The sequence below is a fragment of the Enterobacter sp. 342 genome, from assembly GCF_036663495.1.
In the GTDB taxonomy this organism is placed as follows: domain Bacteria; phylum Pseudomonadota; class Gammaproteobacteria; order Enterobacterales; family Enterobacteriaceae; genus Enterobacter.
Map to the genome: position 1 here is coordinate 62,660 of NZ_JAWUEI010000006.1, position 26,608 is coordinate 89,267.

Sequence of the window (26,608 nt, forward strand, 5' to 3'; positions counted from 1 at the left end):
AAAAATGAGGGGAAAGATGTCATTACCACCACTGTATGCCCTGCGCGCGTTTGAAGTCGCCGCGCGGTTGAACTCATTCAGTAAAGCCGCTGAAACGCTGAATATTACACCGGGTGCGGTCAGCAGGCATGTCCGAACGCTTGAGCTGTGGTTCGACTGTGAGCTTTTCAAACGGCAAGGCCCAAGAGTTGAGGTGAGCGAGGCCGGGCGTATTCTGGCCGGGCAACTTAGCGAAAGTTTCTCCAGCATGGAGTGGGCCTGTCGCGCATTCAGAAGTGAACATCACCTCCTGCGCCTCAAAGCCCCCAGCTCGCTTACCATGCGGTGGTTGCTCGATGTCCTGAGAACCTTTCGCGAGAACCATGAGAAACCCAAAGTTGAAATAGCCAGTGTCTGGATGGACATTGATACCGTTGATTTCACTCGTGAACCCTATGATTGCGCGATCCTTCTCGGAAATGGCTATTTTGGCGAATCTACAGAGAGCCGGTTGCTTTTCAGTGAATGGCTTATCCCCGTGTGTGCTCCTTCTTTGCTGGAATCTGCCCGGGATCATCTTCCTCAGTGCGATCTTATCCATCCCTCACCGGACAGACGAGACTGGAGACGGTGGCTAAAAAGGACGGGGAAATTTCCCGGGCTCGATGTAAGTGGCGGGATCGTCTTTGACACTCTTGAACAGGGAAGTCTTGCAGCCATGAGTGGTCATGGTATCGCGATGGCCGATCTTCGTCTCTCGGCAGAAGCTCTGAAGGGGGGCCTTCTCGTCTCTCCCTTCCGGGAAGCTATCGCAACAGGAGATGGCTACTATATTGTCTGGCCAAAAAATTCGCTCAGAAAGCAAAGTATCGAACATCTGCAGGACTGGCTTAACCTTAATACTCCGGTTGTTCCCTCTCTGGATATTGTGTGTCTTGATTACAATGATAAACGTCCGTAATGAAAAAGGATATTCCCTGCGGAATATCCTGCGTGCCAGTGTTATTTATGCGTAGGGGATGTTAGCCATTTTCTTATATCTTTCCGGCAATGCACTGTTCAGGTTAAGTAATTTATCCAGAATGTAGAGGGCAGGCGTTCCCTTTGCCCGCTCGGCATCGATCAGTGCAGTGCGTAATACGTTGGCAGCCGCTGTCATTTTATGGAAATAGTCCACTGCTTCAGGTGTCTGCATTTCATCTGACGCGATGTTACGCACCCGGGACCAGTCAGCGAAGTCAGGCAGGGGGAGGGTTGCGTCGTCTGTGGGTAAATACGCAGAAAGCAATTCCTCGGCTTTACCAGGATCGCTATGGGCGAAAGAGAGCAGATGCAGGCGATGTATAAATTGCGAAAGTGCTTCAGATTGTTTTTTTTCAGCTGAAAGTACTTTTATAAAGGCATGTAAATTTTCAGTCGTAGTACTTTTATGTGGCGATACTATTTTCATTAAATGATGCAAAATATCCAGCGTCATAGGTGTCTCATCAACTCTCATTATTATTTATAGTTGCATCTCGATGTTTATTTCATCGCTCAGCAATCTAGCAGGTTGAAAGGATGATATTTCAGTACGGTTAAATTGAAAAACGACAAATAGTAAGACTCAATGTGAGTTTTACTCATCATCGCATTTTACCCATCACGTGCTGCGGCAATCGAGTTGCCGTAAGCTAACTACACTCCAAAAGGTTTATATGAAACTTCAGCCCCCGGCCCACCGAAAGGAGAGCCGGGTAGGTGGTACAGGATCTCAACTGATTTATCTGACCTGACCAAAATGCCAGTTCTCTGCGGTTGAGAGCGCTACAAACGGACCCGCCAGCGTGCTGTTGTGATGAGCAATAATGTCACTGGCAGATAAATGTTCATTATCCATTGTGGTATGCGCATCTGAAATCAATATTGTCCTGAAACCCAGCTCTGGTGCTGCCCGGCATGTGGTGTCGATACAAAACTCTGTTTTCATTCCGGCGATGACCAGCTGTTTGATGCCTCTCTGATTAAGCTCACGCAACAACCCTGTATCCCGGAAACAATTGGGGTAGCGCTTCGTGAAAACAATATCCTGCTCACCTTTTACCTCCAGTTCGGGCACCAGGCTTGTTAACGGACTCTCCTCAGAAAACGGTGTGTTATCAGGCCCGATATGGCGGGCAAAAAAGACGGGCACCTGCGCTTGCCGCGCTTTAGCTATCAACAAATGGATATTTGCCAGAACGGCGTTGGCGGACCAGGGGGGAACCGGGCCCCGGAAGAGGCCCTGCTGCATGTCGATAACTAAGAGTGCATTGTCAGAGGAAATCATTTTCTTTCTCCATTTATAACGTCATGAACGGAGAGAGATTTCCCCGTCCAGTTTGGCGGGGAACGAGGATCTGTTTGTCAGTAGTTCGCTACAGATACGCTCACGCCGCCGAGGGTGTCGGTGGTGGTGAGCGTGAATGTTGGCTGAACTGGCTGATACATATAATGACCTTGAGTTATTTATTTCGCGCTCGGCGAAGAAGTCCATTCAGTTATAGCGCGGGTGATATATGTCCTTCAATTCACTAATTTGAGTAGGTGTGCCGTTAGCATTGTGCTCTATTATTTAATACTCTCGAGTCCTTGCAGGAAATCTTCAACCTGAGCAGGTGTCGCTGTATCTGCCTGGAAAAGAATATCGAGCGTGACGTTCTTCAATCCGCAGAAACCGAAAATACCCTCGATTATCTGCGTCTGAATCGCCGTTGAGTAACCATGCTTGTCGAATCCGCTGAGATCGGTACCCGCTGTTGCCACAAGGTGAACGGGAACGTCACGTAAATTCCCCACAATCCGGCCATCTTCAGCCACCTTATATGCCCAGTCGAGCGTCAAAACGCGATCAAACCAGCCTTTTAACAGACCGGGGACTGACCACCAGTACACCGGGAAGACAAACACCAGCCTATCCGCTCGCTCGACACGCTGCTGCTCGCGCAGAATATCGTCGGGAAGGGCGCTGGGATCGCCGTGATACAAATCAAGATCGGGACGAGACATGGCCGGATTAAACCCTTCGGCATGCAGATCGGCAATTTCAACCTGCGTACCTTGCTCGCGTAATTTCCCGGCAATATGGGTTGCCAGCGAATGGGATAACGAATTGTCGACAGGGTGAGCCGTCACGATCAGTGCGTTATTAATGGCATTTGTAGCAGACATAGCGACCTCGAATGGGTGAGAATTGACGCCTATATTACCATTGGTAACTTAGGCGTCAATCAACCCCGAGCGATCATTTTGTGCTATTCACGTAGGTCTCCAGCACGCCAGACATGGCACCGCTGAGCATATCTTCTGCAATATTTCGGGCGAGCGAGCCGTTACCTGCGGCTGTGCTGAGAGCATCTGCTGCACCAATGATGGCCGTCAGTACCGCTTCACCCTGGACACCTTTCAGAACGATAAAAGGGGAAAGCGCGGTACGCAGACAGTCGGCACATTCGGCCACGCAGGCTTCCCGAAACGTTTGCAACGCGCGGGAGCCGGACAGTGCCGCGGCGATCGGCCCGGTTTCAGGCCCGGCGGTAATGGCGCAGTCGATATAGGCAGCGCTGAAAAAGCGGATCGTCCTTTCCAGCGTTTTGCTGTCGACCGCCAGCGTCTCACGGAATTTCGCCAGTTGCCGATCGCTATAATCCTGGTACAACGCCATCAGCAGCCCTTCACGATCACCAAAGTGGTCATAGGGGATAGGTTTTGTCACATTGGCCCGTTCAGCCAGATAACCCAGCGTCAGTGCCTCCGTGCCTTGCTGGCGGACAATACCACGCGCAACCTCCAGCAGTTGCACGCGGCGATCCTCTTTTCTTAAACGCTTAACTACCATGCTTTCCTCGGGTCAGTTATCTACTGAAGGTAGTTTACACGTTTTCGGTGAGACGCGGCACGCGTTGTTCAACCGGGCGGATCCTGAACCAGATCGCATACATTGCAGGAAGGAACACGAGCGTAACGATGGTTCCCCCTAACGTTCCGCCGATTAGCGTATAGGCCAGCGTCCCCCAGAAGACCGAATGCGTCAGGGGAATGAATGCCAGCACAGCAGCCATTGCGGTCAATAATACCGGTCGCGCCCTCTGGACCGTCGCCTCGACTACCGCCTGGAACGGGTCGAGACCTGCTTTCTGGTTATGGTCGATTTGCCCAATCAGGATCAACGTATTGCGCATAAGAATGCCTGAAAGGGCGATCAATCCGACCAGCGCATTGATGCCAAACGGCTGATTGAAAACCAGCAGTACAGGTACCACGCCAATAAGCCCCAGCGGAGCGGTTAAGAACACCATCACCATGGCCGAGAGTGAACGCACCTGGAAAATGATGATGAGAAGTGTCAGAGCAATCATGATCGGGAACAGCGGTAGCATGGCTTTTGTCGCTTTCCCCGATTCCTCAATTGAACCTGCCATCTCGATACCGTATCCAGGCGGTAGGGCGTCAACAATCGGCTTGAGCTGTTTCATGATGGCGACAGACACATCCGGTGGCTGAAGATTGTCGGCGATATCGCCCCGCACGGTAATCGTGGGGGTACGATCGCGTCGGCGCAGTATTGGGTCTTCCATGCCAATCTCAATTTTGCCGATTTGAGACAGCGGAATGCGCTGCCCCGCGTTGCCGACAAGGGTGAAACCCTCGATTTTCGCCGGGTCAAGACGGATATCACCCGCGGCACGGCCAATGACCTCTACCGAGCGAATATCTTCCCGCACAGAAGTAATCGGCACACCGGATAACAGGAACTGCAACTGCTGAGCGACGGCGCTGGAGGTTAAACCGGTGGCCTGCAGGCGGTTCTGATCGAGGGTGAAATGTAATACCGGCACGCGTGCCCCCCAGTCGGTATTGACGGTTCTCATCATTGGGCTGGCCTGGAGCACGGCTTGCACCTGATCAGCAATGTCACGTACTTTATCGACGTTCGGCCCTGAGACTCGCCAGGCAACCGGGAAGGGCGAGTACGGGCCAAACACCAACTGCGTCACCCGCACGCGCGCTTCGGGCGCAAGTCCGTTGGCGACGGCGTCCCTGAGCCGCAACTTGAGTGCCTCGCGCGACGTTTCACCGTCCGTGAGGATCACGATTTTCGCAAATGAAGGGTCGGGCAATTCGGGGGCCATCGCCAGATAAAAACGGGGCGAGCCCTGACCAATATAGGCAGTGACAATTTTGGCTTCCGGCTGCTGGCCAAGCCACGCTTCAATTTTTGCCGTTGCGGCGCTGGTTTGCGCAATTGAGGTGCCGTAAGGCATCTGTACCTCAACCAGCACTTCCGGGCGATCGGAGGTCGGGAAGAACTGTTTTTTTACCAGCCCCATGCCGAGCACGGCCAGCATGAAAATGGCGACCACAGAACCGGCCACCTGCCATTTTCTGGCGATAACGCGGCCAAGTAGCTGGCGAAAACGGTTATAGCGGGGCGTGTTATAGATGGCGGCATGACCCCCTTCCACTTTGGGGATATTTGGCAGGATCTTCACACCCAGATACGGTGTGAACACCACGGCGACAAACCACGACGCAATCAGTGCAAGGCCAACAATCCAGAACATATTGCTGGTGTATTCCCCGGCTGTCGACTGGGCAAAACCATTCGGCATAAAGCCAATGGCCGTTACCAGCGTACCGGCCAGCATCGGCGCGGCGGTATGGCTCCAGGCGTAGGCAGAAGCTTTGATTCTGTCGTAACCTTCCTCCATCTTCACAACCATCATTTCGATGGCGATAATGGCATCGTCAACCAGCAGACCGAGGGCTAGGATCAGGGAGCCCAGGGTGACGCGGTCAAAGTTTATTCCCGCGGCTTCCATCACCACGAAGACGACTGCCAGCGTTAGCGGTACCGCCGCCGCAACGACCACCCCCACGCGCCAGCCCATGCTGACAAAACAGACCACCATGACCACAAGCAGGGCGACGAAGAATTTGATCATGAATTCATCGACCGACGAGCGAATATTCACGGACTGGTCGGTGACTTTGCTCAGGGACATGCCAAGCGGCAGGCTATCATTTATTTTTACCGTTTCCGCATCCAGCGCTTTACCCAGCGCCAGACCGTTCCAGCCTTCACGCATCACAATGCCCAGCAGAAGAGCGGGTTCATGCTGATTACGAATCAGCATCGTTGGGGGATCTTCATAGCCGCGTTCAACCGTTGCCACATCGGATAACCTGAGCGTTTTGCCCTGAGCCACAAAGGGTGTATTGCGGATCTTCTGCAACTCATCGAATGCCCCGTCCAGGCGGATAAAAATCTGTGCGCCTCGGGTTTCAATGGAACCCGCAGCGGTTAACGCGTTCTGGCTGTTGAGTACATTGAAAATATCCTGTGGTGAGAGACCCATTGTCGCCAGACGGTCATGAGAGAAGGAGATATAAATCCGTTCGGCCTGTTCACCAATAATGTTCACTTTCTTCACGCCAGGTACGTGCAGAAGCTGCTGGCGCAGGCCTTCGGCATCACGTACCAGTTGCCGCTGTGGCTCGCCTTTCGCTTTCAGGGCAAAGAGGGCAAAGGTGACATCCGAGAATTCGTCATTGAACATCGGGCCAAGGACACCCGTCGGGAGATGTTGGGATTCATCCCCAAGTTTCTTCCGCGCTTGATAGAACTCCTCCTGCACCTCAGGAGGGGGGGTCTTGTCCTGCAATGATAGCGTGATAAACGCCATGCCTGGACGGGTATAGGTTTCCGTACGGTCATACCACTTGAGTTCCTGCAGCCGCTTTTCCAGCGGTTCGGCAACCTGATCCTGGATTTCTTGTGCGGTCGCACCCGGCCAGACGGCTATAACCGTCATTTGTTTCACCGTGAAAGGCGGATCTTCCGCGCGTCCGAGCCCAAAAAAGGCGTAAATACCGGCAATCGTCACAAGAACGATCAGGAACAGCGTGATGGATCGCTCGCGGACGGCCAGCGCTGACAAATTGAAGCGATTTTCGCTCATGGCGTGTTCTCCGCCGGGGCCGCATTACGCTCTACGGCGAGCCTGACGATTTCACCTTCATGCAGAAGATGGGCACCTAATGCAACAATCTTCTCGCCGGGTTTCACACCACCTGTAACCTGCGCCGCATCTTCACCCACGCTCAGTACTCTGACGGGCGTCCATGCGACCTTTGCCGGTTGGGTGGAAATGCGCCAGACGCCGGGTCCTTTACCTGCATCATAGAGGGATGCCAGAGGGACCTGCATGATCTGACCTTCCGCTTTATTATCCTGAATGTTCAGCGAGACGGTAGCTCCCAGCGGTGCATTCGCCATTGCACCTTCCAGTACGTACCGTGCTTCAAAAGTGCGGGTTGTGGCGTCGGCTGAATCTGACAGCAGGCGCAGTGTTGCGGTGACCGGGTGTTTTTCATTGCCATAAAGTGTGGCTTGCGCTGCGCTGCCGACGGCAGGGCGCAACGTTTCCGGAAGCTGCACGAGCGCTTCACGCTGTCCTGATCTGGCGAGCCTGATCACGACCTGCCCGGCGCTGACGACCTGACCCGGCTCGGCGAGCGTCTCCATCACCACGCCGTCTGAATCGGCCAGCAGGACAGCATAGCCCGTGGCGTTTTGCGCTACGTTGGCTTGTGCCCGGGCGGCGCTGAGATCAGCCCTGGCCGTATCGGCCGCCGCTTTGATCTGGTCATACTCCGAGGCAGACACGGCACCGGAGGCCACCAGACCGCGATAACGCGCCTCATCGCTGGACGCTTTTCTCGCACGTGCCTGGGCCGCGTCTACCACGCGTTGTTGGGCCTGGGCCTGTAATCTCAGGTCAACCGGATCCAGGCGCAGTAAGGGTTGGCCCTGTTTGACAGTCTGCCCCGTATCAACCAGGCGCTCGAGGATTTTTCCCTGAACCCTGAAACCTAAATCGCTTTGTGTTCTTGCGACCACCACACCCGTAAAAGCGTGGACAGACTTGTTCGCAAGCTCAACGGAGGCCGATCTGACAAGCGGTGGCCTGGTGCGTGGGTCGTCACTCGCGGAAATATCGCCGCACGCCACAAGGGCAAACGGCAGGAGACAAACGGCAACACGGGCAGAAGTGAGCCTGAGCATGGGAAACCTTTTTGAAATAACAGGACGGTATCCGCATTCTCTGACTAGTGACCAATATTGTCAATGGTCACAAATCAGGGGGCCAGGCTTCTTAAAATCAGTGAGGAGAGAAGTACCGCCGCAGTGGGAGCCATTTCGAGGTTGTACTGCAACTGAATGGGGTTAATGAAAGGGCACATCACCATGTGTATGGCATGGGTGACTTCATCCAGTGGTGTTTTTCTTTCGAACTCGCCGGTCTGCCTGCCTTCAATAATGATGCTCTCGATCAGCTTCATCAGGCTTTCCGCGTACCTTTCTGTCGAAGGCCACTGCTCGCGTGCGGCGACGGCGGCAATGTCGTAAAGCTTACGGTCGTGGAAAAACAGTTCGCTTCCCGCTTCGGTAAGCGAACTGAAAAGACGGCGTAATTTTTCGCTTGCTGACGGTGCATCATGGATGGCGGAAAGCACTGCCGCCATAATCAACTCCAGACGGTTAGCGCAAATCACCTCGCCGATAGCCTGCTTGGAATCGAAAAACTTATAAATGTAGGACTTTGAAAAGCCGATGGATTTAGCCAGTTCGGCCACGGTGGTTTTTTCATAGCCGTAGTGACCGAAGTGCTCAAAAGCCGCTTCGACGATTTGCTCTCTGACAGAGTGGTCAAGGGGACCACGTGTTGATGGGGCGTTCATATTTTTAGTCATTATTTAAGCTTAGCGTGACAGGCTTTGATTGACAACGAGTGACCATTTTATACTTTGGTTACCTGCTGTTTTGTCATAAGCCATTCAGACGGGACGATCAACCAGATGGGGTAAGTGTATCACTGTTTTTTGCGCGCGATGGCATCTATCTTTGGCGATATGTGAGGGTTTCAGTGCAATTCTCTTGCACTGAAACGAGAGTCTTTTGCTTAAGGAGAGCGTGGACGTAATATTTTTTCAACGATGAGCAACAGACGTTTGCGTGTTACAAATCGGTGCAACTGCCCCAGTAGCCAGTTGCCACACCCGGTAATCAGATAGCTGCGGTTAGCATCGACAGCCCTTAATGCCTGGGTAACGACTTTATCCGCTGGCATCCTTTTACCTACCGAGGCTTCCTCGGCATTCACCACATCAAAAAAGGCCGTGTCCGTTGCGCCGGGGCATAGCGCCAAAATGCGTATACCCTGTGAGCGGTATTCTGCCCAAAGCGCACTTGAGAAGGAGAGCAAAAATGCTTTTGTTGCGCCATAAATCGCCATATAGGGGTCCGGTTGTAGGGCTGCGGTTGAAGCCACATTGATGACCACTCCAGACCCTTTCTTGAGCATTCCTGGTAGTATCGCGTGAGTAAGTTCCACGGGGACCAGGCAGTTCACGTTTATCTCGTCACGCTGACGATCGATGGACAGTTTTTCGAAGGAACCATAGGTGGCGAACCCGGCGCAATTGATCAGAATGTCGGGGTAACGTCTTAATTTTTCCAGCCGTTCTGTAATGTTAGAAATGGCATCTGGTTCCACTAAGTCCTGGACAATAATAGCGATTGACACCCCATGCGTATTGACTAGCTCTGTAGCAAGCGCCTGTAGCTTTTTCTCGGAGCGGGCGATCAGAATCAATGACACGCCGCGGTTCGCGAGTTGCCGGGCGAAATCACGACCAATTCCCGATGACGCCCCGGTAATCAACGCTGTTTTTCCTGTATAATCAAAAGAATTCATATTTTAAATCCCGTATCTCTGATAGGTGCAACACAGGATAAACCGTGCACTTAGGTACACGGTCAAGCGTGATTTTTATAAGGTGAGGGCGGCGTGATGCGAATTGGTGAACTGTGTGCGAAAACGGGATTGTCAAAAGAGACAGTGCGTTATTATGAAAGGCAGGGGTTGTTAGAGAATATCCCGCAACCTAATCGTAGCAATAACTATAAAGTGTATTCCGCGGTTGATTTACAGCGATTGAAAATGATCAAGCATGCCAAAATGCTGGGCTTTACCTTAGCCGAAATATCAGATGTTTTAGCTGTTTGGATCGATGACAAATTTACTGCAGAGCAGAAAAAAGCGTCTCTGCACCGCAAGTTGCAGCAGCTGGAAGAGAAAGAAGCGGTGTTAATTGAACTCAGAGCCAGGATAACTAACGCCATTAATAAGGTTGGCGAACCTTGCGTAGATGAATTTTGATAGACTGAGAGAGGAGGCCGCAAAAAACGATGCGGCCTTATATGTCAGGCAGCCAGTTCAGGCATCTGCTCCTTCACAAAATTCAATACCTTTTTCGCGTCCAGAGACGCATACGGTAGACTCTCAATAATGGCGATTGCACGGGTATTACCCACAGTTTGTTTTATCTCATCGAGTTTGTACTGAATGTGGGGCGCAATGAGGAAACCATCGAAAGCGGGAGCGACACTGGCGAAATTATCCAGCCCTACAGCGCTAATCATCAGCGGATAGCCTTCGCGTTCTGCCAGAGACTGCATCTTTTTGGCGAGCGAGTTTGCGGTATTACCGAACAAACAACATATCAGAAGCTTTTTCATGTTTTGTTCCTCCTGAAAACCGCTCTTAGGGTAGTCCTGAGGGTGTCACCAAAATGCGCGCTATCTCTTATTTCGGCGACAAATTAACTATTGCCGCCTGAAGACTCGTATTTTGGCTTTTTTACACTATGTCATGGCATGGTCACGCCATTTCTTTCCACTGATAAAATTTTTTCGAGGCAAGAGACAGCATGTCTAAATCTTCCTTCGTATCGCCATAGGCATAGACGTCTTTGTATGTAGATAAATCATAATTATCAATTATCTTCGTTTTTTTTAAGCGGGCGCTACAGTCACCCTTCTTGTATTTTCCGGTTGCTTTTCCACCTGAAAATGCCACTTCACTGCATAAGAGTTCCAGCCCATTCTGCTCACACCAGGGTTTAAGGTATAAATCAAGCGAGGCTGAAACCACCACCACCGTATCCCCTTGAGATTTATGCCAGCTGATTTTCTTCATGGCATCCTCCCGCAACAGGGCAGGAATTTCTGTTTTACTGTAGAAAAGTCCGGCCTTTTTTAATTCAGTTTCAGACTTGCCTGATAACGCGATTCTTACCACTTTTTTCCGTAAAACCGATCCCGATAACGCACCCATTTTATAGGCGAGGATGTAGGGAAGAAGGCGCAGTTTCCCGCACCGTAGCGTTTTTTTATCAACAGACCGATAAATAAACGGAGTGAAGGTGTCGGAAAACGTTATCGTTCCATCGAAGTCAAAAAATGCGATATTTGAAGTCATAAGTCGTTCAGACGGGATAATGAGTTGTTACGGGCGAGTATATCACTGTTTATTACGTTAATGGTTTTTTAGCCAGTCGAGAAAAAACTGACTAAATGCCGTGACCTGAAGCGGCTGTAATTTGCGTTGTGGGTAAACAAACTGCAGCCCGACGTCTTTGCGGTCGTAACGGCTAAATCCGGTGAAACTGTCGGCAAATAGCACCGTAAGTTTACCGGTCTCAACATCGTCTTTGACGTCCCACCACGATTTCCCCGCGATGCCAGCCCCGCTCAGAGCCCACTGACGAAGCAATGCTCCGTCGTCACACACCATGGCAGGTTCTATACGAACGATGGTTTCTTCTCCCTCACTTTCAAAACGCCATTCGTTCATCACCACGCCCTGAGACTCGAGTGCCAGGCATCGGTGCTGGGCTAAATCGGCAAAGGTGGAAGGGGTACCACGATCGCTAAGATACGTCCCGGAGGCGACCAGAACCCGATGATTCGGACGGATATTTCTGACGACAAGGCTGCTGTCTGGCAGGTTGCCGAAGCGAATGCTCATATCCAGCCGGTTAGCGACCAGATCCTCAACATGTTCCCTTAAGTAGATGAAAAATTTCACTTCAGGATGGCATCGCGAAAATTCAAGAACGGCGGGGCTAAGATACTGTCTGCCAAAGTCAGAGGGTGCAGAAAGGCGAATGTTGCCGCTGAGTACACCTTCTTTTTGCGTCAGTAACGACTCGGCGTGATGCATCTCTTCCAGCACGCGAAGCGCGGCATGGTAAAACTCTTCGCCTGCACGGGTCAGCGTAATGGCGCGCGTAGAACGATGGAACAGACGTGTCTGGTAACGCTCTTCAATCGCTTTTAACCTGGCCGTCATAGTAGCTGGTGAAAGTGACAGGCGTCGTCCGGCGGCGGAAAGACTACCCGCCTCGGCAACTTCAACCAGTAATGCCATGTCTTCAAGTTTGCCCATTATTCATATTTTCCGAAAAGTGCATCTGTTTTTGCTGTAATTATCAAAAGAAGATGTGAGCTGTAAAGTGATTTCATCCAAACCACTCGAGATGAAATCATGAACCGAACTTCACTTTTTGAACGTTACAGGTTAGGTGAGCAGAACCTCAAAAATCGTATCGTTATGGCGCCGATGACCCGTGCGCGTTCCTTTCAGCCAGGAAATATTCCGACCTCACTGATGGCTGAGTATTATCGACAGCGTGCCAGCGCGGGATTGATCATCACGGAAGCCACGCAGATCTCGCCTCAGGGCCAGGGATATTCATGGACACCCGGCATCCATTCGCCGGAGCAGGTTTCAGGATGGCAACTCACGACGGGTGCCGTGCATCAGGCGGGCGGGGTGATTTTTTCTCAACTCTGGCACGTCGGCCGGATGTCGCACGCCAGCTTTCATCAGGATGGCCAGCCCGTCGCCCCTTCAGCACTGGCGCCGGACGCCAAAGTGTGGGTGGTGAATGAACAGGGGGAAGGTCAAATGGTTGACTGCCCACAGCCGAGAACGCTCTCGCGAAAGGACATTCACAGTATCATCGCGGACTATCGTCAGGCGGCACTGAATGCCATTCAGGCCGGGTTTGACGGCGTGGAAGTCCACGGCGGAAACGGTTATTTGATTGACCAGTTCCTGCGTCAAACCTCTAACAAACGCACGGATGAGTATGGCGGCACGCTTGCTAACCGGATCCGCTTTGTCCAGGAAGTGTTGAACGCGATTGCGGAGGCTATTGGTCCCGAGCGCACGGGCATCCGGCTTTCGCCGTTTATTACCCAACGTGGGATGAACGATCCGCAGGTGACGGAAGCCATACTCGCTCTCGCGGCCTGGTGTGAACAAAAAGGGATCGCGTTCATCCACCTGGCGGAAGCTGACTGGGACGATGCGCCTCAGGTGCCTGATCATTTCCGTCAATCGCTTCGCGAGGCGTTTAGCGGAACAATTATCGTCGCAGGAAACTATGACCTTGATAAAGCAGAAAAAATACTTGCTGCTGGTTATGCCGATTTGATTGCGTTCGGACGGCCGTTTATCGCCAACCCGGATTTACCTCACCGGCTGGCGCACCAGTTGCCTCTGGCTCAGGTGCGTGACCCTGCCACATTGTTTGGTGGCAATGCGACGGGATATACCGATTATCCAATATACGACCTGCAAGAGAATGATCTGCAGTTATCTAAATAACGTGTCGAGAGAGATTATGAAATATTCAACCTTTTTTGCCCCAGGCATAATGGCGCTTATTCTTGCTGGTACCACGGGAACCGCATTTTCGGCCCAGCTTGAACTGGTTAAACCGGAACATCTTATTGTCGATAAAAGTCTGACGCAGACGCAATTAGCGGCGAATGAATATGTTGCCAGAGAGTATGCAACGTTCTGGAATACGGGGGAAGAGTCCCTGGCCCGTAATGCCCTGGCGATTAATTTCATTGATAAAACACCCCCTGAGGGTCGTAAGCAAGGTCCTGAAGGCGCGATTTTAGCCTCCCGGGCATTTCGTACCGCTGTGCCTGATTTACGCTGTGACGTTGAGCAAATGATTATTTCGGGTAACCGTGCCGTATCCCATTTACATTTTCACGGCACATTCACCGGGACATTTGGCAAGCTAAAAGGAAAGGGGCAGAAAATAGATTTTATCGCCACGGATATTTATGAAATCAGTGACGGCAAAATTGTGGCTAACTGGCATATTGAGGACAACCTGACGCTGATGAAACAGCTGGGTGCGTTGTAAATTCATCACTCCGGGGTCTACCCGGAGTGATACGAAAAACTATAAACCCAGATCGCTCAAAGAGGGATGATCGTCCGGGCGTCTGCCCAGCGGCCAGTGGAACAGTCGCTCTGATTCCTTGATCGGTATATCGTTGATACAGGCAAAACGGTGCTTCATGAGCCCATCTGGTTCAAACTCCCAGTTTTCGTTGCCGTACGAACGGAACCAGTTGCCTGAATCATCATGCCATTCATAGGCATAGCGAACCGCGATCCGGTTATCCGTAAATGCCCAGAGCTCTTTAATCAGACGATAATCCAGCTCTTTTTTCCATTTCCGATCCAGAAACGCCTGGGCTTCTTCACGATTGGTAGCGAATTCGGCGCGGTTGCGCCATTGGGTATCAAGTGAATAGGCCAGAGCGATTTTCGCCGGATCGCGACTGTTCCAGCCATCTTCAGCCAGTCTGACTTTTTCGATAGCACTTTCACGAGTGAAAGGCGGTAAAGGAGGACGTGTGTTCATGGCGATTACCTCATGGTTATATTATGTAGACAGGTCTGTCTACTTGAGGTAATCTATTCCTGTGAAATAACGTTGTCAACATACGTTTTGAGGCTACCGAAAAGTGAAAAGAGAACCCGTAAGCAACGATACAAAAATCAGCGTCAGGGATAAGATATTACTGACGGCGCATGATCTGTTTTATTCCACAGGCTTCAGAGCTACGGGCGTGGATACGCTGATTAAAGCGTCGAAAGTGACGAAGGTGACTTTCTATCGCTATTTTCCGAGTAAAAGTTTACTAATTCTTGCCTATTTGCACTATCGGCATGAAATATGGATTAGCTGGTTTGAGTCCACGCTGCGTCGACATCTCGTCGAAGGTAAAATACCTTCTGATGCGATATCTGAAACGCTTTGCGAATGGTTTATTTCGCCTGAGTTCCACGGCTGTGCGTTTATTAATGCAAGCGCAGAGGCAAAATCGGAAGATATTGAAAGCGAAATAAAAGAGATATGCCGCGATCATAAAATCGAAACAAAGAAAATTATCGCATTGCTGACGAAGATCGCGGATGAGCGCGTCGTCAACGAAATCATGTTGCTCATTGACGGCGCAATTATTCATGCACAAATGGGCATGGATACGGATGATGTCATCTCTCCGTTGAAGAGGGCATTAGCAGGCTTAATCGGGGGCTAACGGGGGCTCCTTAGCTCTCCACGCAGCAAGCTCAGTATTTATCGTTACTCAAACCTGTAAACGCCGGCTCCCCAGTATCCCTTACCCGGGCGAGTCTGTTCTTTCCAGCCTGATGCGATCAGTTCTTTTGCAATAAACCGATTCATGATCCCGTGTCCCATGAGCAAGACGGGTCCGTCGGAGCCCTTAGCCGCCGTCACGAGGAACTCTGCCGCCTTAACGGCACGACTTTTTGCCATTCTTACGCACTCTACCTCTCCCGACAGGCCGCAGAGCCAAAGAACGCGAAACAGCGTCGCCCAGTAAAAAGGCGATAGCCGTAACCCAGGAATACTGAACACCGGCAGTTCTGCTTCCCGAAAAACCTCATCAATTAAGCCAGGTTCACACCCCAGCGTTTTCAACGATGAGAGGGCTCGCGGGAGAGGGCTGCTGAGAAACGTGAGCGCGCGGTATGCGAGTATTTGAGCCATTTCCGAAGGTCTGTCGCTGCCCGTTGAAGAGCGGTTATAGCTGTCGATCCATTCGGTCATTTCCCTGCACGAGACCCTTGGCGCCCCCCTGTAATGGGGTTCTCCATGCCGCATCAAAATAATTTCCATACGTTCTAATCGCTAGTCCTGGTCATCCATTCAACACAGGCAGACTAGCGCGATCTGGTGAGGGTTTTCACCCACCCGTTTTGGTGTATCGGGCGAGATCCATAACACGCGGGCTGTACTTAACGTCGTTCACCGCAATAATATATGCGGCAAGAATGTAACTGTTTTTGTCTTTCTCGTTTCGCACGGCATCACACCTAAAGCGGTTAGTAAGGATACCCTCCATGTCTCTTCGAATTCGACAGGCCACCGGGGCCGATTCAACGCTGTTAAGCGAGCTGGGATATCGCATCTATCCCGCCCATTTTCAGCATCTGTGGGTGTCAGAGGCAGAGATGAAGGATTTTCTGCATGGAGAGTACGCGCTTCCTGTAGTTGAACAGAGCCTGAAAGAAAACGCGGTTTCCTGGTATGTTGCAGAGACCGATCGGCCAGTGGGATTCATAAAAGTAACCTGGGAAGCCACGCTTCCAGAAACGGACAAGAAGGGTGTTCTCCTCAATAAGCTCTACCTTGATCCCGCCGAAACCGGCAAGAACTATGGTCAGGTGATGTTCAACAACATCACAGACATGGCCCGGAGCAGGGGGAAAGACTATCTCTGGCTGGAGGTGCTTGAGCAGAACGCGGGAGCGTACCGGTTCTACCAGAAGCAGGGCATGCTCTGCGTTAAGAGCGTCCTTTTCGAAACCACCTCACAGCAGAGCATACTCAGGATTATGGGGATGCCTCTTTAGAAAGCGTGTCATGCTGTGCCAGCGACAGCGCGCTTGCGCTTGCGGGGTCGAACAGTGAGATGCTCTCAATCTGATTGAGTAAAATCACCTTGCGAAATGACATGGCGCTGCGGGGTTCAGAGTCGAGCGTAATGTCATGCTCCGCATACCACCTGCTGTAATTATTCTCGATGCGTAGATTCATGGTCTTCGCGTCTCGGTACCCGCTCAACATCGGGATCAGCACGATATTGGCCGTTTTTTCATATTCCAGCGTTGCGGTGTGGATCATGCCGACGTAGATCCGCTTCGACCGGAGCGTGACCTGTGCCAGTTCGCCTTGCTCCATGCACTGGTACAGCAGTTGTTCAATCCCGCTCGCCTGCGCCAGACGTTTGTAGAGCGTTTTCCGGCTTTCACCGTCCAGCCTGGCGCTGCCTGCCCAGTTAGAGCGGTAGAGGCAAAACAGGATGGCAAACGCCAGCATCACGACAACCGGTGCCTGAATGCCTAAAAAACTCCAGTTCATAAAGTCGATTTGCCAGTCGGTGTATTTCGGTGAGGCAAAGTGAAAAGCGTTATTGGCGGCGGATAGGGCGAGCAGGAGCAGCCAGAGCAGACCGGTGGCAATCACGCCCTGCAGAACGAAAATGCAGCCGTATAGCGCCACAAGAAAATAGACGTCCCAGCCGAAGGAGCGCTTGATTTTAAAGCGGGTCGACAGATCGCGACTGGTGTACCAGTACCCGCATACCATTAGCACCATAAATATCGCCGTTCCCATATCAGGCCCTCTTCAGGGCGTTGACGTGACGCATAAAATCCTGCCGCACCTCGTTGCTTTTGTCGTTCACCGAGGCGTTCCCGTCCTGGTCGATAATGATGCGGTCGCCATCTTCGACGGCTTCAATAATTTCCTGCTGGCTCATCACCTGCAGTAAAGATTCCGGGCTTGAGAATAGGGAGAGAAAGAGACGTTTCATGCGGGCATCCTTGTGAATAAAAAGGATAAGCCTGGAAGAAGAACGGTGAATTCGCCTTAAGGATATCCTGAAAGTGAAAGCCGGGACGCGAAGCCTGATTCGACCTACAAAAGTCACTTTTTGTCCGTAATTAACTAATTGATATTTATTTAAAATAAAAAATACCTCACCACAAACTTGGACAAATAACATGGTTTGTGTAAGTTTTAATTATGCGATTACGCCACGTTATATACAGCCGGGATGTGACCCATGAGCACGTTGCACACTGTCGTGAGTCGTTTTGTGAAATACTACACCGCACTGGATAGCCAGCCACCCTCTGCGCTGGCGGAGCTTTATCATTCAAATGCCACGCTTATCGATCCGTTCGGCGAACATCAGGGGATTTTTGCGCTTCAGCGCTATTTCACCCATCTGCTGGGCAATGTCGAAGATTGCCGTTTCACTATCGATCCTCCGCTGTGCAGCGAAAGTCGCTTTGCTGTCACCTGGGTAATGCACTGGTCGCACCCGCGCATTGCGGGTGGAGAGCCGCTCGAACTGCCGGGGTGTTCGGTAGTGGAGACGGAAAACCATCTCATCACGCGTCAACGTGATTACTACGATGCGGGAGAGATGCTCTACGAACACCTTCCTCTGCTTGGCTGGGCGGTACGCGGCGTGAAGCGGAGGGTGAAATCATGAAGACGGTACTCATTACTGGCGCAAGCTCGGGTATTGGTGCCGGGTTGGCGAAATCATTTGCCGCTGATGGCTACCACGTGATTGCCTGCGGGCGCGATCCGGCGCGTCTTGAGGCTCTGCACCAGAGTTGCCCCAATCTTACAGTTCGCCTGTTCGATATGACAGACAGGGACGCCTGTCGCCAGGCCCTGGCCGGCAGCTATGCCGATTTGATTATTCTTTGCGCCGGTACCTGCGAATACCTCGATCATGGCGAGGTAGATGCGGCGCTGGTGGAACGCGTTATGGCGACAAACTTCCTCGGCCCGGTGAATTGCCTTGAGGTGCTGCAGTCGCAGCTGGCTGTCGGCAACCGTGTGGTGCTGGTGAGCTCAATGGCCCACTGGCTTCCATTTCCACGCGCGGAGGCCTACGGCGCGTCCAAAGCGGCGCTGAGCTGGTTTGCCGAGAGCTTGCGCCTTGACTGGGAGCCAAAAGGGATTGCTGTCACGGTTGTTTCTCCAGGTTTTGTTGACACGCCTCTGACGCGGAAAAATGATTTTGGCATGCCTGGTCGGGTGACTGTCGACGACGCGGTTAAGGCGATCCGCACCGGGCTGGCGGCAGGAAAAATGCATATCGCGTTTCCTGACGGTTTCGGCCTGATTATGCGATTACTCTCCGGACTGCCTGCGTTTCTTCAGCGCGCACTGCTGCGCAGGATGGTGCGCTCATGAACATTGCGATTATCGGCAGCGGCATCGCCGGCCTGACCTGCGCCTGGCGCCTGGCCGGGCACCATCAGGTGACGCTGTTTGAAGCGGGAGCCACGCCCGGCGGTCATACCGCAACGGTTGATGTTACGACACCTCAGGGCACATACGCGATCGATACCGGGTTTATCGTCTACAACGACCGCACCTACCCGCGGTTTATGGGGTTACTCAGTGAGCTGGGCATCTGCGGGCAAAAAACGCAGATGAGCTTTTCGGTGCACAATCCCGCGACGGGGCTGGAGTACAACGGACACACCCTGACATCGCTGTTTGCCCAGCGTCGAAATCTGGTGAATCCGACGTTCTGGCGGTTGCTCGGGGAGATCGTCCGCTTCAATCGGCTGGCGAAAGAGACGCTGGCAGGGGAGGTGAACCCGAACGCCACGCTACAAACGTTTCTTGATCAGCATGGCTTCACACCGTTTTTTGCGCGCCACTACATTCTGCCGATGGGGGCCGCCATCTGGTCATCGTCGCTGCAGGAAATGAAGCGTTTCCCGCTGCCGCTCTTTTTACGCTTCTTTCATCATCATGGCCTGCTGGATATCACCCATCGCCCGCAGTGGTACGTGGTACCCGGCGGCTCGCGAGAGTATATCCGCGCCATGCTGGACAAATTGGGCGAGCGTCTGACGCTGCACCTCAATGCACCGGTGCAGCGGGTGAGCCGCCACGCACACGGGGTTACGCTTCAGCTTGAAAATGGCAGCCATACCTTCGACCAGGTCATTTTTGCCTGCCACTCCGACAGTGCCCTGGCGATGCTTGATGACCCAACGCCCGCAGAGCGCGAGGTGCTGGGCGATATTGGTTGGCAGCGCAACGAAGTCGTTTTACACAGCGATCCGCGCTGGCTGCCGGTGCGGCAGCGGGCATGGGCCAGCTGGAACTACCGCCTGAGCGCACACGAGCAAGCCAGCGCCTGTGTTACCTACAACATGAATATTTTGCAAGGGTTGCCTGTGGGTAGTCCGTTGTTCTGCGTCACCCTGAACCCGGACACGCCGGTGGATGAACGCTTCGTTCTGCAACGTTTTGTTTATGAACATCCGTTGTTTAACCCGAAAAGTTGGCGAGCACAGGCGCGGCGGGGCGAGATCAACGGCTACCAGAGAAGCTGGTTTTGCGGGGCCTACTGGTACAACGGTTTTCATGAGGATGGCGTGCGCAGCGCGCTGGACGTTGTCAATGCGATAGCGGCCGGAGAGAGGAACTGAGATGAACAGCTGCCTCTATCATGGCGTACTGCGCCACCGTCGCCTTCAGCCGAAAACCCATGAGTTTCGCTATAGCGTCTTTATGGCCTGGTTGGATCTGGATGAATTGCCGCTGCTGGCATCTGTCGGCGTGCGGCGCAATCGCTTTGCCGCCGCCTCGTTTTACGACGCAGACTATCCGCTCGGCTCGCCGCTCAAAGAGAACGTGCTGAGCAGGCTGGAGAGCTTGACCGGAGAACGTCCTGACGGGCGGGTGATGCTTCTGACTCAGCTGCGCTATTTCGGCTTTCATTTCAACCCGGTTAATTTCTACTACTGCTATGACCGGGACAAAACGCTGCGCTGGATCCTGGCGGAAGTCCGCAATACGCCGTGGAATGAACGTCATTACTATGCCGTTAACGGACAAAATGCGCAGCCCACGGAAAAAGCGTTTCACGTTTCCCCCTTCAACCCGATGGACATGGTCTATCACTGGCGCTTTAACAGCCCGCATAACACGCTGCATATGCACATTGAAAATCATCAGGAAACGAAAGTTTTTGACGCCACGCTCGCGTTGCGTCGTGAGCCGTTGACGCCCCCCGCGCTGCGCTCGCTGTTGCTGCGCATCCCGCTCATGACCCTGAAAACCGTTTTCGCCATTTACTGGCAGGCGCTGCGCCTGTGGCTGAAGCGTGTGCCGCTGTATCACCATCCCGTCAGCAGGAGTGAACGCTCATGACCGATCCTGTCTTTGCGCTTGAACCCGATATCCCGCGCAACGTCCGCATCGCGCGCTGGCTGCTTTTTCGTTTGCTAAGCGGTATTCGCGGCGGCTCGCTCACGCTGCGCGAAGGGGCACAAACTTTCCATTTTGGCGAGACATCCTCCGCGCTGCATGCGGATGTGCAAATCCTTTCTCCCGGCGTCTACTGGCGCGTCTTAACCGGCGGTAGCCTTGCCGCGGCAGAAGCCTGGATGGACGGCGAATGGGAAACCACGCAACTCACGCCGCTTCTGGAGCTACTGGCGCTTAACGGCGAGGTACTTGGCCGTCTGGAAAAAGGGTTTCGGCTGCTCGGCCGACCGCTGGAGCGGCTCCGTCACTGGACGCGGCGTAACTCCCGCTCGCAGGCACGTGAAAATATTGCCGCCCATTACGATCTGGGCAACACCTTTTATGCTCATTTTCTGGATAAGGAGCTGCTCTATTCCAGCGCGCTGTTTACCGCGGACGAGCAGGATCTTACGGCAGCGCAGCAGGCAAAAATGGCGCGTTTGTGCGAACAGTTGGCTCTGAATGAGACCGATCACCTGCTGGAAATTGGCACTGGTTGGGGCGCGATGGCGGAATACGCCGCTCGTCATTACGGCTGTCGGGTAACCACTACCACGCTGTCGAAAGAGCAATATCTCTGGGCGACGGAGCGTATCGCCCGCGCCGGATTGCAGGATCGCGTCGAGGTACTGCTTTGCGATTACCGTGACCTTACCGGACAGTATGACAAGCTGGTCTCAATAGAGATGATTGAAGCCGTAGGGCAGCGCTACTTGCCAGTGTTCTTCCGTACCTGCCAGGCGCGGCTGCGTCCGGGAGGTCGCATGGCAATTCAGGCCATTACTATTCAGGACCAGCGCTATCGTGACTACAGCAAAAGCGTCGATTTTATCCAGCGCTATATTTTTCCCGGCGGCTTCTTGCCAAGCATTACCGCGATGAATGAGCTGATGACACGCCACACCGATTTCGTGGTGCGTAATCTCTTCGACATGGGGCCTGACTACGCCCGCACGCTGGCCCACTGGCGGCAGCGCTTTATCCATACCTAGCAGGAGATTGAAAAACTCGGGTTCGATGAGCGTTTTCGCCGGATGTGGCTTTACTACTTTGGCTACTGCGAAGCCGGGTTTAACGCTCGCACCATTAGCGTGGTGCAGTTGACCGCTGAGCGCGTATGAAACGATACCTTCAGGTCTTCCTGCTGGCCATCGCGTTCGATCTTTACTGGGCGCTGGTGGTGCTCTTTCGCGAGCAAGGCCTGATTATCTGGCTCGCGCTGGCGATCCTTGCCTGTCTGTTGTTGCCGTCAGCATACCGTCTGTACGCAATCGGTCTGGCCGCAGCAGGCTGCCTGCTGGATGCACTCTGGGCGTTAACGGGGCTGATTTCCTTCACGAGCGAGTCCCTGATACCGCTATGGATGGTGGCATTGTGGCTGATGTTCGCCACCGTCTGGACACAGCTTACGCTCACTACTACCTTACCCGGCTGGCTGATGACCCTGCTGGCAGCCGTAGGAGGGCCGGTGGCCTACCTGATTGGTGAGCGGCTAGGTGCCATCACGTTTCTGGCGCCGACCTTTATCGTCGTCAGTTGGATGGTGCCGGGCTGGCTGGTGTTGATGCTGTTTTTTCACCTGCTATTGGGGAGACAAAAATGAGGTCTGCCGTTTTGCTTATCTGGCTGATGACCATGTCCCCTCTTGTCCAGGCGGCCGACTGGCTGGCCTGGCATAAGGTGGGGGATGCCACGCTGACCTGGGGACCGTTTACCGTCTATACCTCCCAGCTGTGTACTCCGGATGGTCGATACAGCCGGGAAAATCAGGATCAGGCGCTAATTATTACCTATGCGCGCGATATCGATCGCGATGAGCTGGTTGAAGCGACCCGCGACCAGTGGAAGGCTCAGGGGATCCTGGCGCAGGAGCCTCAAAGCGAAGCCTGGCTGCGTATGCTTCAGTCGCTGTGGCCAGATGTCAGACCGGGTTCGCAACTGGCGTTTGTCCTCAATGATAAGCAGGGGCAGTTCTGGTATCGCGAGCCCGCCACCCGGAAAAGTTTTATTCCCCTGGGACCACGCCAGTCAGAAGCATTCAGTACTCGCTTTCTGGCGATCTGGCTTGGCCCAAGCACGCAGTATCCAGACCTGCGTCAGCAGTTAATCGGAGACCAAAAATGAAACGAATCCTGATGATGGCGCTGGCATTCTTGATGCTGCTGGCCGGCTGTAGCACAGACGTGACCGAGTATCGCCAGCAGCAGCCGCGGCTCGATATCTTCCACTACTTCCAGGGCAAAACCGAAGCGTGGGGGATGGTGCAGGATCGCGGCGGCAAACAGATCCGTCGTTTCCACGTTGAGATTGCCGGGGATGTTATCGGCGATACGCTAACGCTCAATGAACACTTTGTTTATGACGACGGTGAAAAGCAGCAGCGGGTCTGGCATATACGCCGGGTGGGGAACGATCGCTACGAGGGTACGGCAGGGGACATTGAAGGGGTCGCCACCGGGCAGGCAGCAGGCAACGCCTTTAACTGGCATTACAGCATGAATGTGAAGGCGAACGGCAGTACCTGGCTGCTCAAGTTTGACGACTGGATGTACCTGCAGGATGAGACACATCTGTTCAATAAAACCGAGATGAAGAAACTGGGCGTCACCGTCGCCACGGTGACGCTGTTCTTTACCCGGAACGGCGAGTGATGCGCCGTTATGCGAGCTCTTTGCGAATAATCTCCGCCCCGGCGCTCAGGGCTTTCAGCTTACCGTTGGCAACCTGACGGGAAAGTGGAGCCATACCGCAGTTGGTTGACGGGTAAAGCTTATCGGCATCAACAAACTGCAGCGCTTTACGCAGCGTATTGGCCACTTCTTCTGGCGTTTCGATACTGTTTGTGGCGACATCAATTGCACCAACCATCACTTTTTTACCGCGGATCAGCTCCAGAAGATCCATTGGTACGCGGGAGTTGTGGCACTCCAGGGAGATAATGTCGATGTTTGATGTCTGCAGCTTCGGAAATGCTTCTTCATACTGTCGCCACTCTGAGCCGAGCGTTTTTTTCCAGTCAGTATTGGCTTTAATACCGTATCCGTAGCAGATATGTACCGCCGTTTCACATTTCAGCCCTTCAATGGCACGTTCTAACGCGGCGATGCCCCAGTCGTTCACCTCATCAAAAAACACATTAAAAGCCGGCTCATCAAACTGAATAATATCGACGCCAGCTGCTTCTAATTCTCTCGCTTCCTGATTCAGGATTTTGGCGAACTCCCAGGCCAGCTTTTCACGGCTTTTATAGTGCGCGTCGTAGAGGGTGTCGATCATGGTCATTGGCCCCGGCAGGGCCCATTTGATCGGCTTGTCCGTCAACTGGCGTAAGTATTTTGCATCGTCCACGAATACCGGTTTCTGGCGCGCAACGGCAGAGACCACGGTCGGCACGCTGGCGTCATAGCGGTTACGAATGCGCACGGTCTGGCGGTTCTCAAAATCAACGCCGCTCAGGTGTTCAATAAAGGTGGTGACGAAGTGCTGGCGGGTTTGTTCACCGTCGCTGACAATATCAATACCCGCACGGATCTGCTCATCCAGAGACAAACGAAGTGCGTCCTGTTTCCCCGCGAGTAATTCCTGATCCTGTAATTTCCAGGGTGACCACAGTGTTTCAGGTTGAGCAAGCCAGGTCGGCTTAGGCAGGCTGCCAGCCGTAGAAGTCGGGAGCAATGTTTTCATAATAAAAGACCTTTTTTGATGAATTAAAGCGTGTAGTTATCAGACCACTGCTCAAGAATGTGTTGGTAAGGCTTAATGAAGTACGTTTCAGTAAATCGACCCTGTTCAATCGCCAGACGGCTTCGCTCTTCGCGGTCATAAACAATTTTTGTTAATGAGTGATCCTGCTGGTTCAGGTCCGGTCGATAGAAAAGTCCCGCCGCCGAGTTAGCGTTATAAATTTCCGGTCGATAGATTTTCTGGAACGTTTCCATCGTGCTGATGGTGCCGATCAGTTCCAGATCGGTGTAATCACTCAGCAAATCGCCGGTAAAAAAGAACGCAAAAGGTGCGACGCTGTTTTCAGGCATGAAATAGCGTACGTTCAGGCCCATCTTCGCGAAGTACTGTTCTGTTAAAGACTCGCCATCTGGCTGATACTCGATGCCGAGCACAGGGTGCTCGTTTCCCGTACGGCGGTAGGTATCTTTGCTGGAGACGCTCAGGCAAATTACAGGTGCCTTTTTGAAGTTCTTTCTGTACTCAGATGAGCTCATAAAATGGCGGAAGATATTGCCATGCAGCTCGCCAAACTTTTCCGGAATGCTGAAGTGCTGCTGGTTCTTGTTGTGCTCGAGCAGCAGCACGCTGAAATCATAATCCCGCACATACGACGAGAAGTTATTCCCGACAATGCCAGGGATACGCTGGTTGTTTTTCTTGTCGACAATAGTGGTCTGCAGTATCTCAATGGCCGGGAATGCTTTCTCAGCACCGATGTTCATCTCAACTGAAATGATTTCAAGTTCGACCGCATAGCGATCGGCGTTTGGGTTATCCCAGCGCGCCAGGGCGTTAAAACGGTTATTGATCATCACCAGCGTGTTTCGCAGGTTTTCCTGACGTTTTTCCCCACGCGCCAGATTGGCAAAATTGGTGGTGGTACGCGTATTTTCTGACGGGTTGTAATTCTCATCGAAGCAACTGCGCTTAAGGGTATATGTAAAAGCTTTACTCATTGTGGTTATGCATCCTAAGTTCATGTTGCCAAGAAGTTACCGATGCATAATTTATGCCTGAGCCCGTGGCGCAGGGGAAGTGACTTAATTTCACTGCAACATGAGGGAAATTCATTAACAGGATTGCGCACAGGCTGGAGAGTGAAGTGGAAGAGGAAGGGGCATCGCGCCCCTTAGCGTTAGGCTGTAGGCCGTTCGTTCCAGGCGTCGCTGTGCATGATGTTCCCATCGACGATGCGCCAGGTAATTTTTTCGTACTGCAGGCTTACGCTTTCAACGTGGTTCATTTTATCGTTGGCAGCGATCTTCACGTTTGGCACGCTGCAGTTAACACCAGTAACCTTTACGTTCTCCATTAGTACGGAGTAATAACAGACTTCCTGTCCGGCATCATTAATATGATAGAACTTGATTTCAGCGCTTTTAAGCGCCTGACCGGTAGATGCTGCTTTGTAGAGATAGGGCGTGGAGCTATCAACTTCCTTTTCAATCCGCATGGATGAGTGTTGACGCGTGCCGGTGATCTTGCCGTTAGCGCTGTCTACCGGGAGGTTGATGCCATGGCTCAGCCCTATGATCTCAATGCTGCCTTCACGGTCCTGAACATCAACGGAACCTTTAATATGTGCTCCACCGTCGTCTTTTAGCCACATGTAGGGGGGAATTGGCATTCGTTATTTCCTTATTTTATTGAATAGCAGAGTTGTTAAGCGATAAATAACCGTGGTGAGGGTCAGTACAATTAAAATATCGATATTGGTATATGTGTCATATATTGTTTCAGCATTCACATCGCCATAAATAAAATCACAAATAGATGAGGCGACGTCGTGGTTTAGATAGCGTTCAGCGGGCCCCAATGTGCGGCCTACTATAATGCT

General features: G+C 52.6%; 31 protein-coding genes and 1 pseudogene. 14 read left to right on the plus strand and 18 right to left on the minus strand.

Annotated features, from left to right (window positions below):
• The first annotated feature begins 16 nt into the window (after positions 1-16).
• The gene (locus tag V6E55_RS06895; protein WP_129995876.1) at positions 17-940 is read left to right on the plus strand and encodes a LysR substrate-binding domain-containing protein; all 924 of its coding nucleotides are present in this window, start codon (positions 17-19) and stop codon (positions 938-940) included.
• 45 nt (positions 941-985) lie between these two features.
• Here the strand turns inward: V6E55_RS06895 and V6E55_RS06900 are convergent, their stop codons facing one another.
• The 8 genes from V6E55_RS06900 to V6E55_RS06935 all read right to left on the minus strand — a co-directional run bounded on the left by V6E55_RS06900 (position 986) and on the right by V6E55_RS06935 (position 9,758).
• Complete coding sequence (locus V6E55_RS06900; protein WP_316942439.1) at positions 986-1,456, minus strand: hypothetical protein; 471 nt, start codon at positions 1,454-1,456, stop codon at positions 986-988.
• 285 nt (positions 1,457-1,741) lie between these two features.
• A complete protein-coding gene (locus V6E55_RS06905) occupies positions 1,742-2,287 on the minus strand; it encodes a cysteine hydrolase family protein (protein WP_316942440.1) in 546 nt (181 codons plus the stop codon).
• Between the two features lie 281 nt (positions 2,288-2,568).
• Positions 2,569-3,168: an NAD(P)H-dependent oxidoreductase gene (locus V6E55_RS06910; RefSeq protein WP_316942441.1), complete on the minus strand. Its 600-nt coding sequence runs from the start codon at positions 3,166-3,168 to the stop codon at positions 2,569-2,571.
• A 73-nt stretch (positions 3,169-3,241) separates the two neighbouring features.
• Positions 3,242-3,835 (minus strand): TetR/AcrR family transcriptional regulator, encoded by a 594-nt coding sequence (locus V6E55_RS06915; RefSeq protein ID WP_114977333.1) that lies wholly within the window; start codon positions 3,833-3,835, stop codon positions 3,242-3,244.
• A 34-nt stretch (positions 3,836-3,869) separates the two neighbouring features.
• The gene (locus V6E55_RS06920) at positions 3,870-6,959 is read right to left on the minus strand and encodes an efflux RND transporter permease subunit (RefSeq protein ID WP_316942442.1); all 3,090 of its coding nucleotides are present in this window, start codon (positions 6,957-6,959) and stop codon (positions 3,870-3,872) included.
• Positions 6,956-8,065, minus strand: a complete 1,110-nt coding sequence (locus tag V6E55_RS06925; protein WP_316942443.1) for an efflux RND transporter periplasmic adaptor subunit — start codon at positions 8,063-8,065, stop codon at positions 6,956-6,958. Before V6E55_RS06925 ends, V6E55_RS06920 begins: the two co-directional genes overlap by 4 nt.
• A gap of 74 nt (positions 8,066-8,139) precedes the next feature.
• Positions 8,140-8,754 carry a TetR/AcrR family transcriptional regulator gene (locus tag V6E55_RS06930; protein WP_316942444.1) on the minus strand — a complete coding sequence of 205 codons (615 nt, stop codon included), beginning with the start codon at positions 8,752-8,754 and terminating at the stop codon, positions 8,140-8,142.
• Between the two features lie 209 nt (positions 8,755-8,963).
• On the minus strand, positions 8,964-9,758 hold the full coding sequence (locus tag V6E55_RS06935; RefSeq protein WP_129995869.1) for an SDR family NAD(P)-dependent oxidoreductase: 795 nt from the start codon (positions 9,756-9,758) through the stop codon (positions 8,964-8,966).
• 96 nt (positions 9,759-9,854) lie between these two features.
• Between V6E55_RS06935 and V6E55_RS06940 the strand changes: the two genes are divergently transcribed.
• Positions 9,855-10,223, plus strand: a complete 369-nt coding sequence (locus V6E55_RS06940) for a MerR family transcriptional regulator (protein ID WP_316942445.1) — start codon at positions 9,855-9,857, stop codon at positions 10,221-10,223.
• Between the two features lie 44 nt (positions 10,224-10,267).
• Here the strand turns inward: V6E55_RS06940 and V6E55_RS06945 are convergent, their stop codons facing one another.
• From V6E55_RS06945 to V6E55_RS06955, 3 genes are all read right to left on the minus strand, one after another.
• Positions 10,268-10,582, minus strand: a complete 315-nt coding sequence (locus V6E55_RS06945) for a PTS sugar transporter subunit IIB (RefSeq protein WP_236921472.1) — start codon at positions 10,580-10,582, stop codon at positions 10,268-10,270.
• A gap of 142 nt (positions 10,583-10,724) precedes the next feature.
• Positions 10,725-11,324: an HAD-IB family hydrolase gene (locus tag V6E55_RS06950; RefSeq protein ID WP_114977327.1), complete on the minus strand. Its 600-nt coding sequence runs from the start codon at positions 11,322-11,324 to the stop codon at positions 10,725-10,727.
• 57 nt (positions 11,325-11,381) lie between these two features.
• On the minus strand, positions 11,382-12,293 hold the full coding sequence (locus tag V6E55_RS06955) for a LysR family transcriptional regulator (protein ID WP_316942446.1): 912 nt from the start codon (positions 12,291-12,293) through the stop codon (positions 11,382-11,384).
• A gap of 99 nt (positions 12,294-12,392) precedes the next feature.
• Between V6E55_RS06955 and V6E55_RS06960 the strand changes: the two genes are divergently transcribed.
• Positions 12,393-13,520 carry an alkene reductase gene (locus V6E55_RS06960; RefSeq protein ID WP_316942447.1) on the plus strand — a complete coding sequence of 376 codons (1,128 nt, stop codon included), beginning with the start codon at positions 12,393-12,395 and terminating at the stop codon, positions 13,518-13,520.
• A 16-nt stretch (positions 13,521-13,536) separates the two neighbouring features.
• Positions 13,537-14,076, plus strand: coding sequence for an ester cyclase (locus V6E55_RS06965; protein WP_129995865.1), 540 nt, complete (start codon positions 13,537-13,539; stop codon positions 14,074-14,076).
• A 39-nt stretch (positions 14,077-14,115) separates the two neighbouring features.
• On the opposite strand, the gene V6E55_RS06970 is transcribed toward V6E55_RS06965, so the two are convergent.
• Positions 14,116-14,583 carry a nuclear transport factor 2 family protein gene (locus tag V6E55_RS06970; protein ID WP_316942448.1) on the minus strand — a complete coding sequence of 156 codons (468 nt, stop codon included), beginning with the start codon at positions 14,581-14,583 and terminating at the stop codon, positions 14,116-14,118.
• Between the two features lie 103 nt (positions 14,584-14,686).
• Here V6E55_RS06970 and V6E55_RS06975 point away from each other — a divergent pair, with 103 nt between their 5' ends.
• Complete coding sequence (locus tag V6E55_RS06975) at positions 14,687-15,265, plus strand: TetR/AcrR family transcriptional regulator (protein WP_316942449.1); 579 nt, start codon at positions 14,687-14,689, stop codon at positions 15,263-15,265.
• A gap of 44 nt (positions 15,266-15,309) precedes the next feature.
• Here V6E55_RS06975 and V6E55_RS06980 read toward each other — a convergent pair whose 3' ends face one another.
• Complete coding sequence (locus V6E55_RS06980) at positions 15,310-15,852, minus strand: histidine phosphatase family protein (protein WP_114977467.1); 543 nt, start codon at positions 15,850-15,852, stop codon at positions 15,310-15,312.
• Between the two features lie 239 nt (positions 15,853-16,091).
• Between V6E55_RS06980 and V6E55_RS06985 the strand changes: the two genes are divergently transcribed.
• A complete protein-coding gene (locus V6E55_RS06985) occupies positions 16,092-16,604 on the plus strand; it encodes a GNAT family N-acetyltransferase (protein WP_316942450.1) in 513 nt (170 codons plus the stop codon).
• Here V6E55_RS06985 and V6E55_RS06990 read toward each other — a convergent pair.
• Both V6E55_RS06990 and V6E55_RS06995 read right to left on the minus strand, forming a co-directional pair.
• Entirely contained in the window at positions 16,585-17,367 is a 783-nt protein-coding gene (locus V6E55_RS06990) for a hypothetical protein (protein WP_129995861.1), read from the minus strand. The genes V6E55_RS06985 and V6E55_RS06990 overlap by 20 nt on opposite strands.
• 1 nt (position 17,368) lies before the next feature.
• The gene (locus V6E55_RS06995) at positions 17,369-17,566 is read right to left on the minus strand and encodes a hypothetical protein (RefSeq protein ID WP_114977319.1); all 198 of its coding nucleotides are present in this window, start codon (positions 17,564-17,566) and stop codon (positions 17,369-17,371) included.
• Positions 17,567-17,818: 252 nt separating this feature from the next.
• On the opposite strand from V6E55_RS06995, the gene V6E55_RS07000 reads away from it, so the two are divergent.
• From V6E55_RS07000 to V6E55_RS07035, 8 genes and pseudogenes are all read left to right on the plus strand, one after another.
• Complete coding sequence (locus V6E55_RS07000; protein ID WP_129995860.1) at positions 17,819-18,253, plus strand: nuclear transport factor 2 family protein; 435 nt, start codon at positions 17,819-17,821, stop codon at positions 18,251-18,253.
• Positions 18,250-18,969: an SDR family NAD(P)-dependent oxidoreductase gene (locus V6E55_RS07005; protein ID WP_114977317.1), complete on the plus strand. Its 720-nt coding sequence runs from the start codon at positions 18,250-18,252 to the stop codon at positions 18,967-18,969. The genes V6E55_RS07000 and V6E55_RS07005 overlap by 4 nt, the downstream gene beginning before the upstream one ends.
• Positions 18,966-20,225, plus strand: coding sequence for an NAD(P)/FAD-dependent oxidoreductase (locus V6E55_RS07010; RefSeq protein WP_316942451.1), 1,260 nt, complete (start codon positions 18,966-18,968; stop codon positions 20,223-20,225). The genes V6E55_RS07005 and V6E55_RS07010 overlap by 4 nt, the downstream gene beginning before the upstream one ends.
• 1 nt (position 20,226) lies before the next feature.
• Positions 20,227-20,949, plus strand: coding sequence for a DUF1365 domain-containing protein (locus tag V6E55_RS07015; protein WP_316942452.1), 723 nt, complete (start codon positions 20,227-20,229; stop codon positions 20,947-20,949).
• Positions 20,946-22,166: pseudogene (locus tag V6E55_RS07020) on the plus strand (class I SAM-dependent methyltransferase). Before V6E55_RS07015 ends, V6E55_RS07020 begins: the two are co-directional and overlap by 4 nt.
• The gene (locus tag V6E55_RS07025; RefSeq protein ID WP_316942453.1) at positions 22,163-22,648 is read left to right on the plus strand and encodes a DUF2878 domain-containing protein; all 486 of its coding nucleotides are present in this window, start codon (positions 22,163-22,165) and stop codon (positions 22,646-22,648) included. Before V6E55_RS07020 ends, V6E55_RS07025 begins: the two are co-directional and overlap by 4 nt.
• The gene (locus tag V6E55_RS07030; RefSeq protein ID WP_316942454.1) at positions 22,645-23,169 is read left to right on the plus strand and encodes a hypothetical protein; all 525 of its coding nucleotides are present in this window, start codon (positions 22,645-22,647) and stop codon (positions 23,167-23,169) included. The genes V6E55_RS07025 and V6E55_RS07030 overlap by 4 nt, the downstream gene beginning before the upstream one ends.
• Entirely contained in the window at positions 23,166-23,696 is a 531-nt protein-coding gene (locus V6E55_RS07035; RefSeq protein WP_316942455.1) for a DUF3833 domain-containing protein, read from the plus strand. Before V6E55_RS07030 ends, V6E55_RS07035 begins: the two co-directional genes overlap by 4 nt.
• A 7-nt stretch (positions 23,697-23,703) precedes the next feature.
• On the opposite strand, the gene V6E55_RS07040 is transcribed toward V6E55_RS07035, so the two are convergent.
• From V6E55_RS07040 to V6E55_RS07050, 3 genes are all read right to left on the minus strand, one after another.
• Complete coding sequence (locus V6E55_RS07040; RefSeq protein ID WP_316942456.1) at positions 23,704-24,729, minus strand: methionine synthase; 1,026 nt, start codon at positions 24,727-24,729, stop codon at positions 23,704-23,706.
• A 23-nt stretch (positions 24,730-24,752) separates the two neighbouring features.
• Complete coding sequence (locus tag V6E55_RS07045; RefSeq protein ID WP_316942457.1) at positions 24,753-25,727, minus strand: DUF1852 domain-containing protein; 975 nt, start codon at positions 25,725-25,727, stop codon at positions 24,753-24,755.
• Positions 25,728-25,906: 179 nt separating this feature from the next.
• Entirely contained in the window at positions 25,907-26,398 is a 492-nt protein-coding gene (locus V6E55_RS07050; protein WP_114977308.1) for an Hcp family type VI secretion system effector, read from the minus strand.
• Positions 26,399-26,608 lie beyond the last annotated feature (210 nt).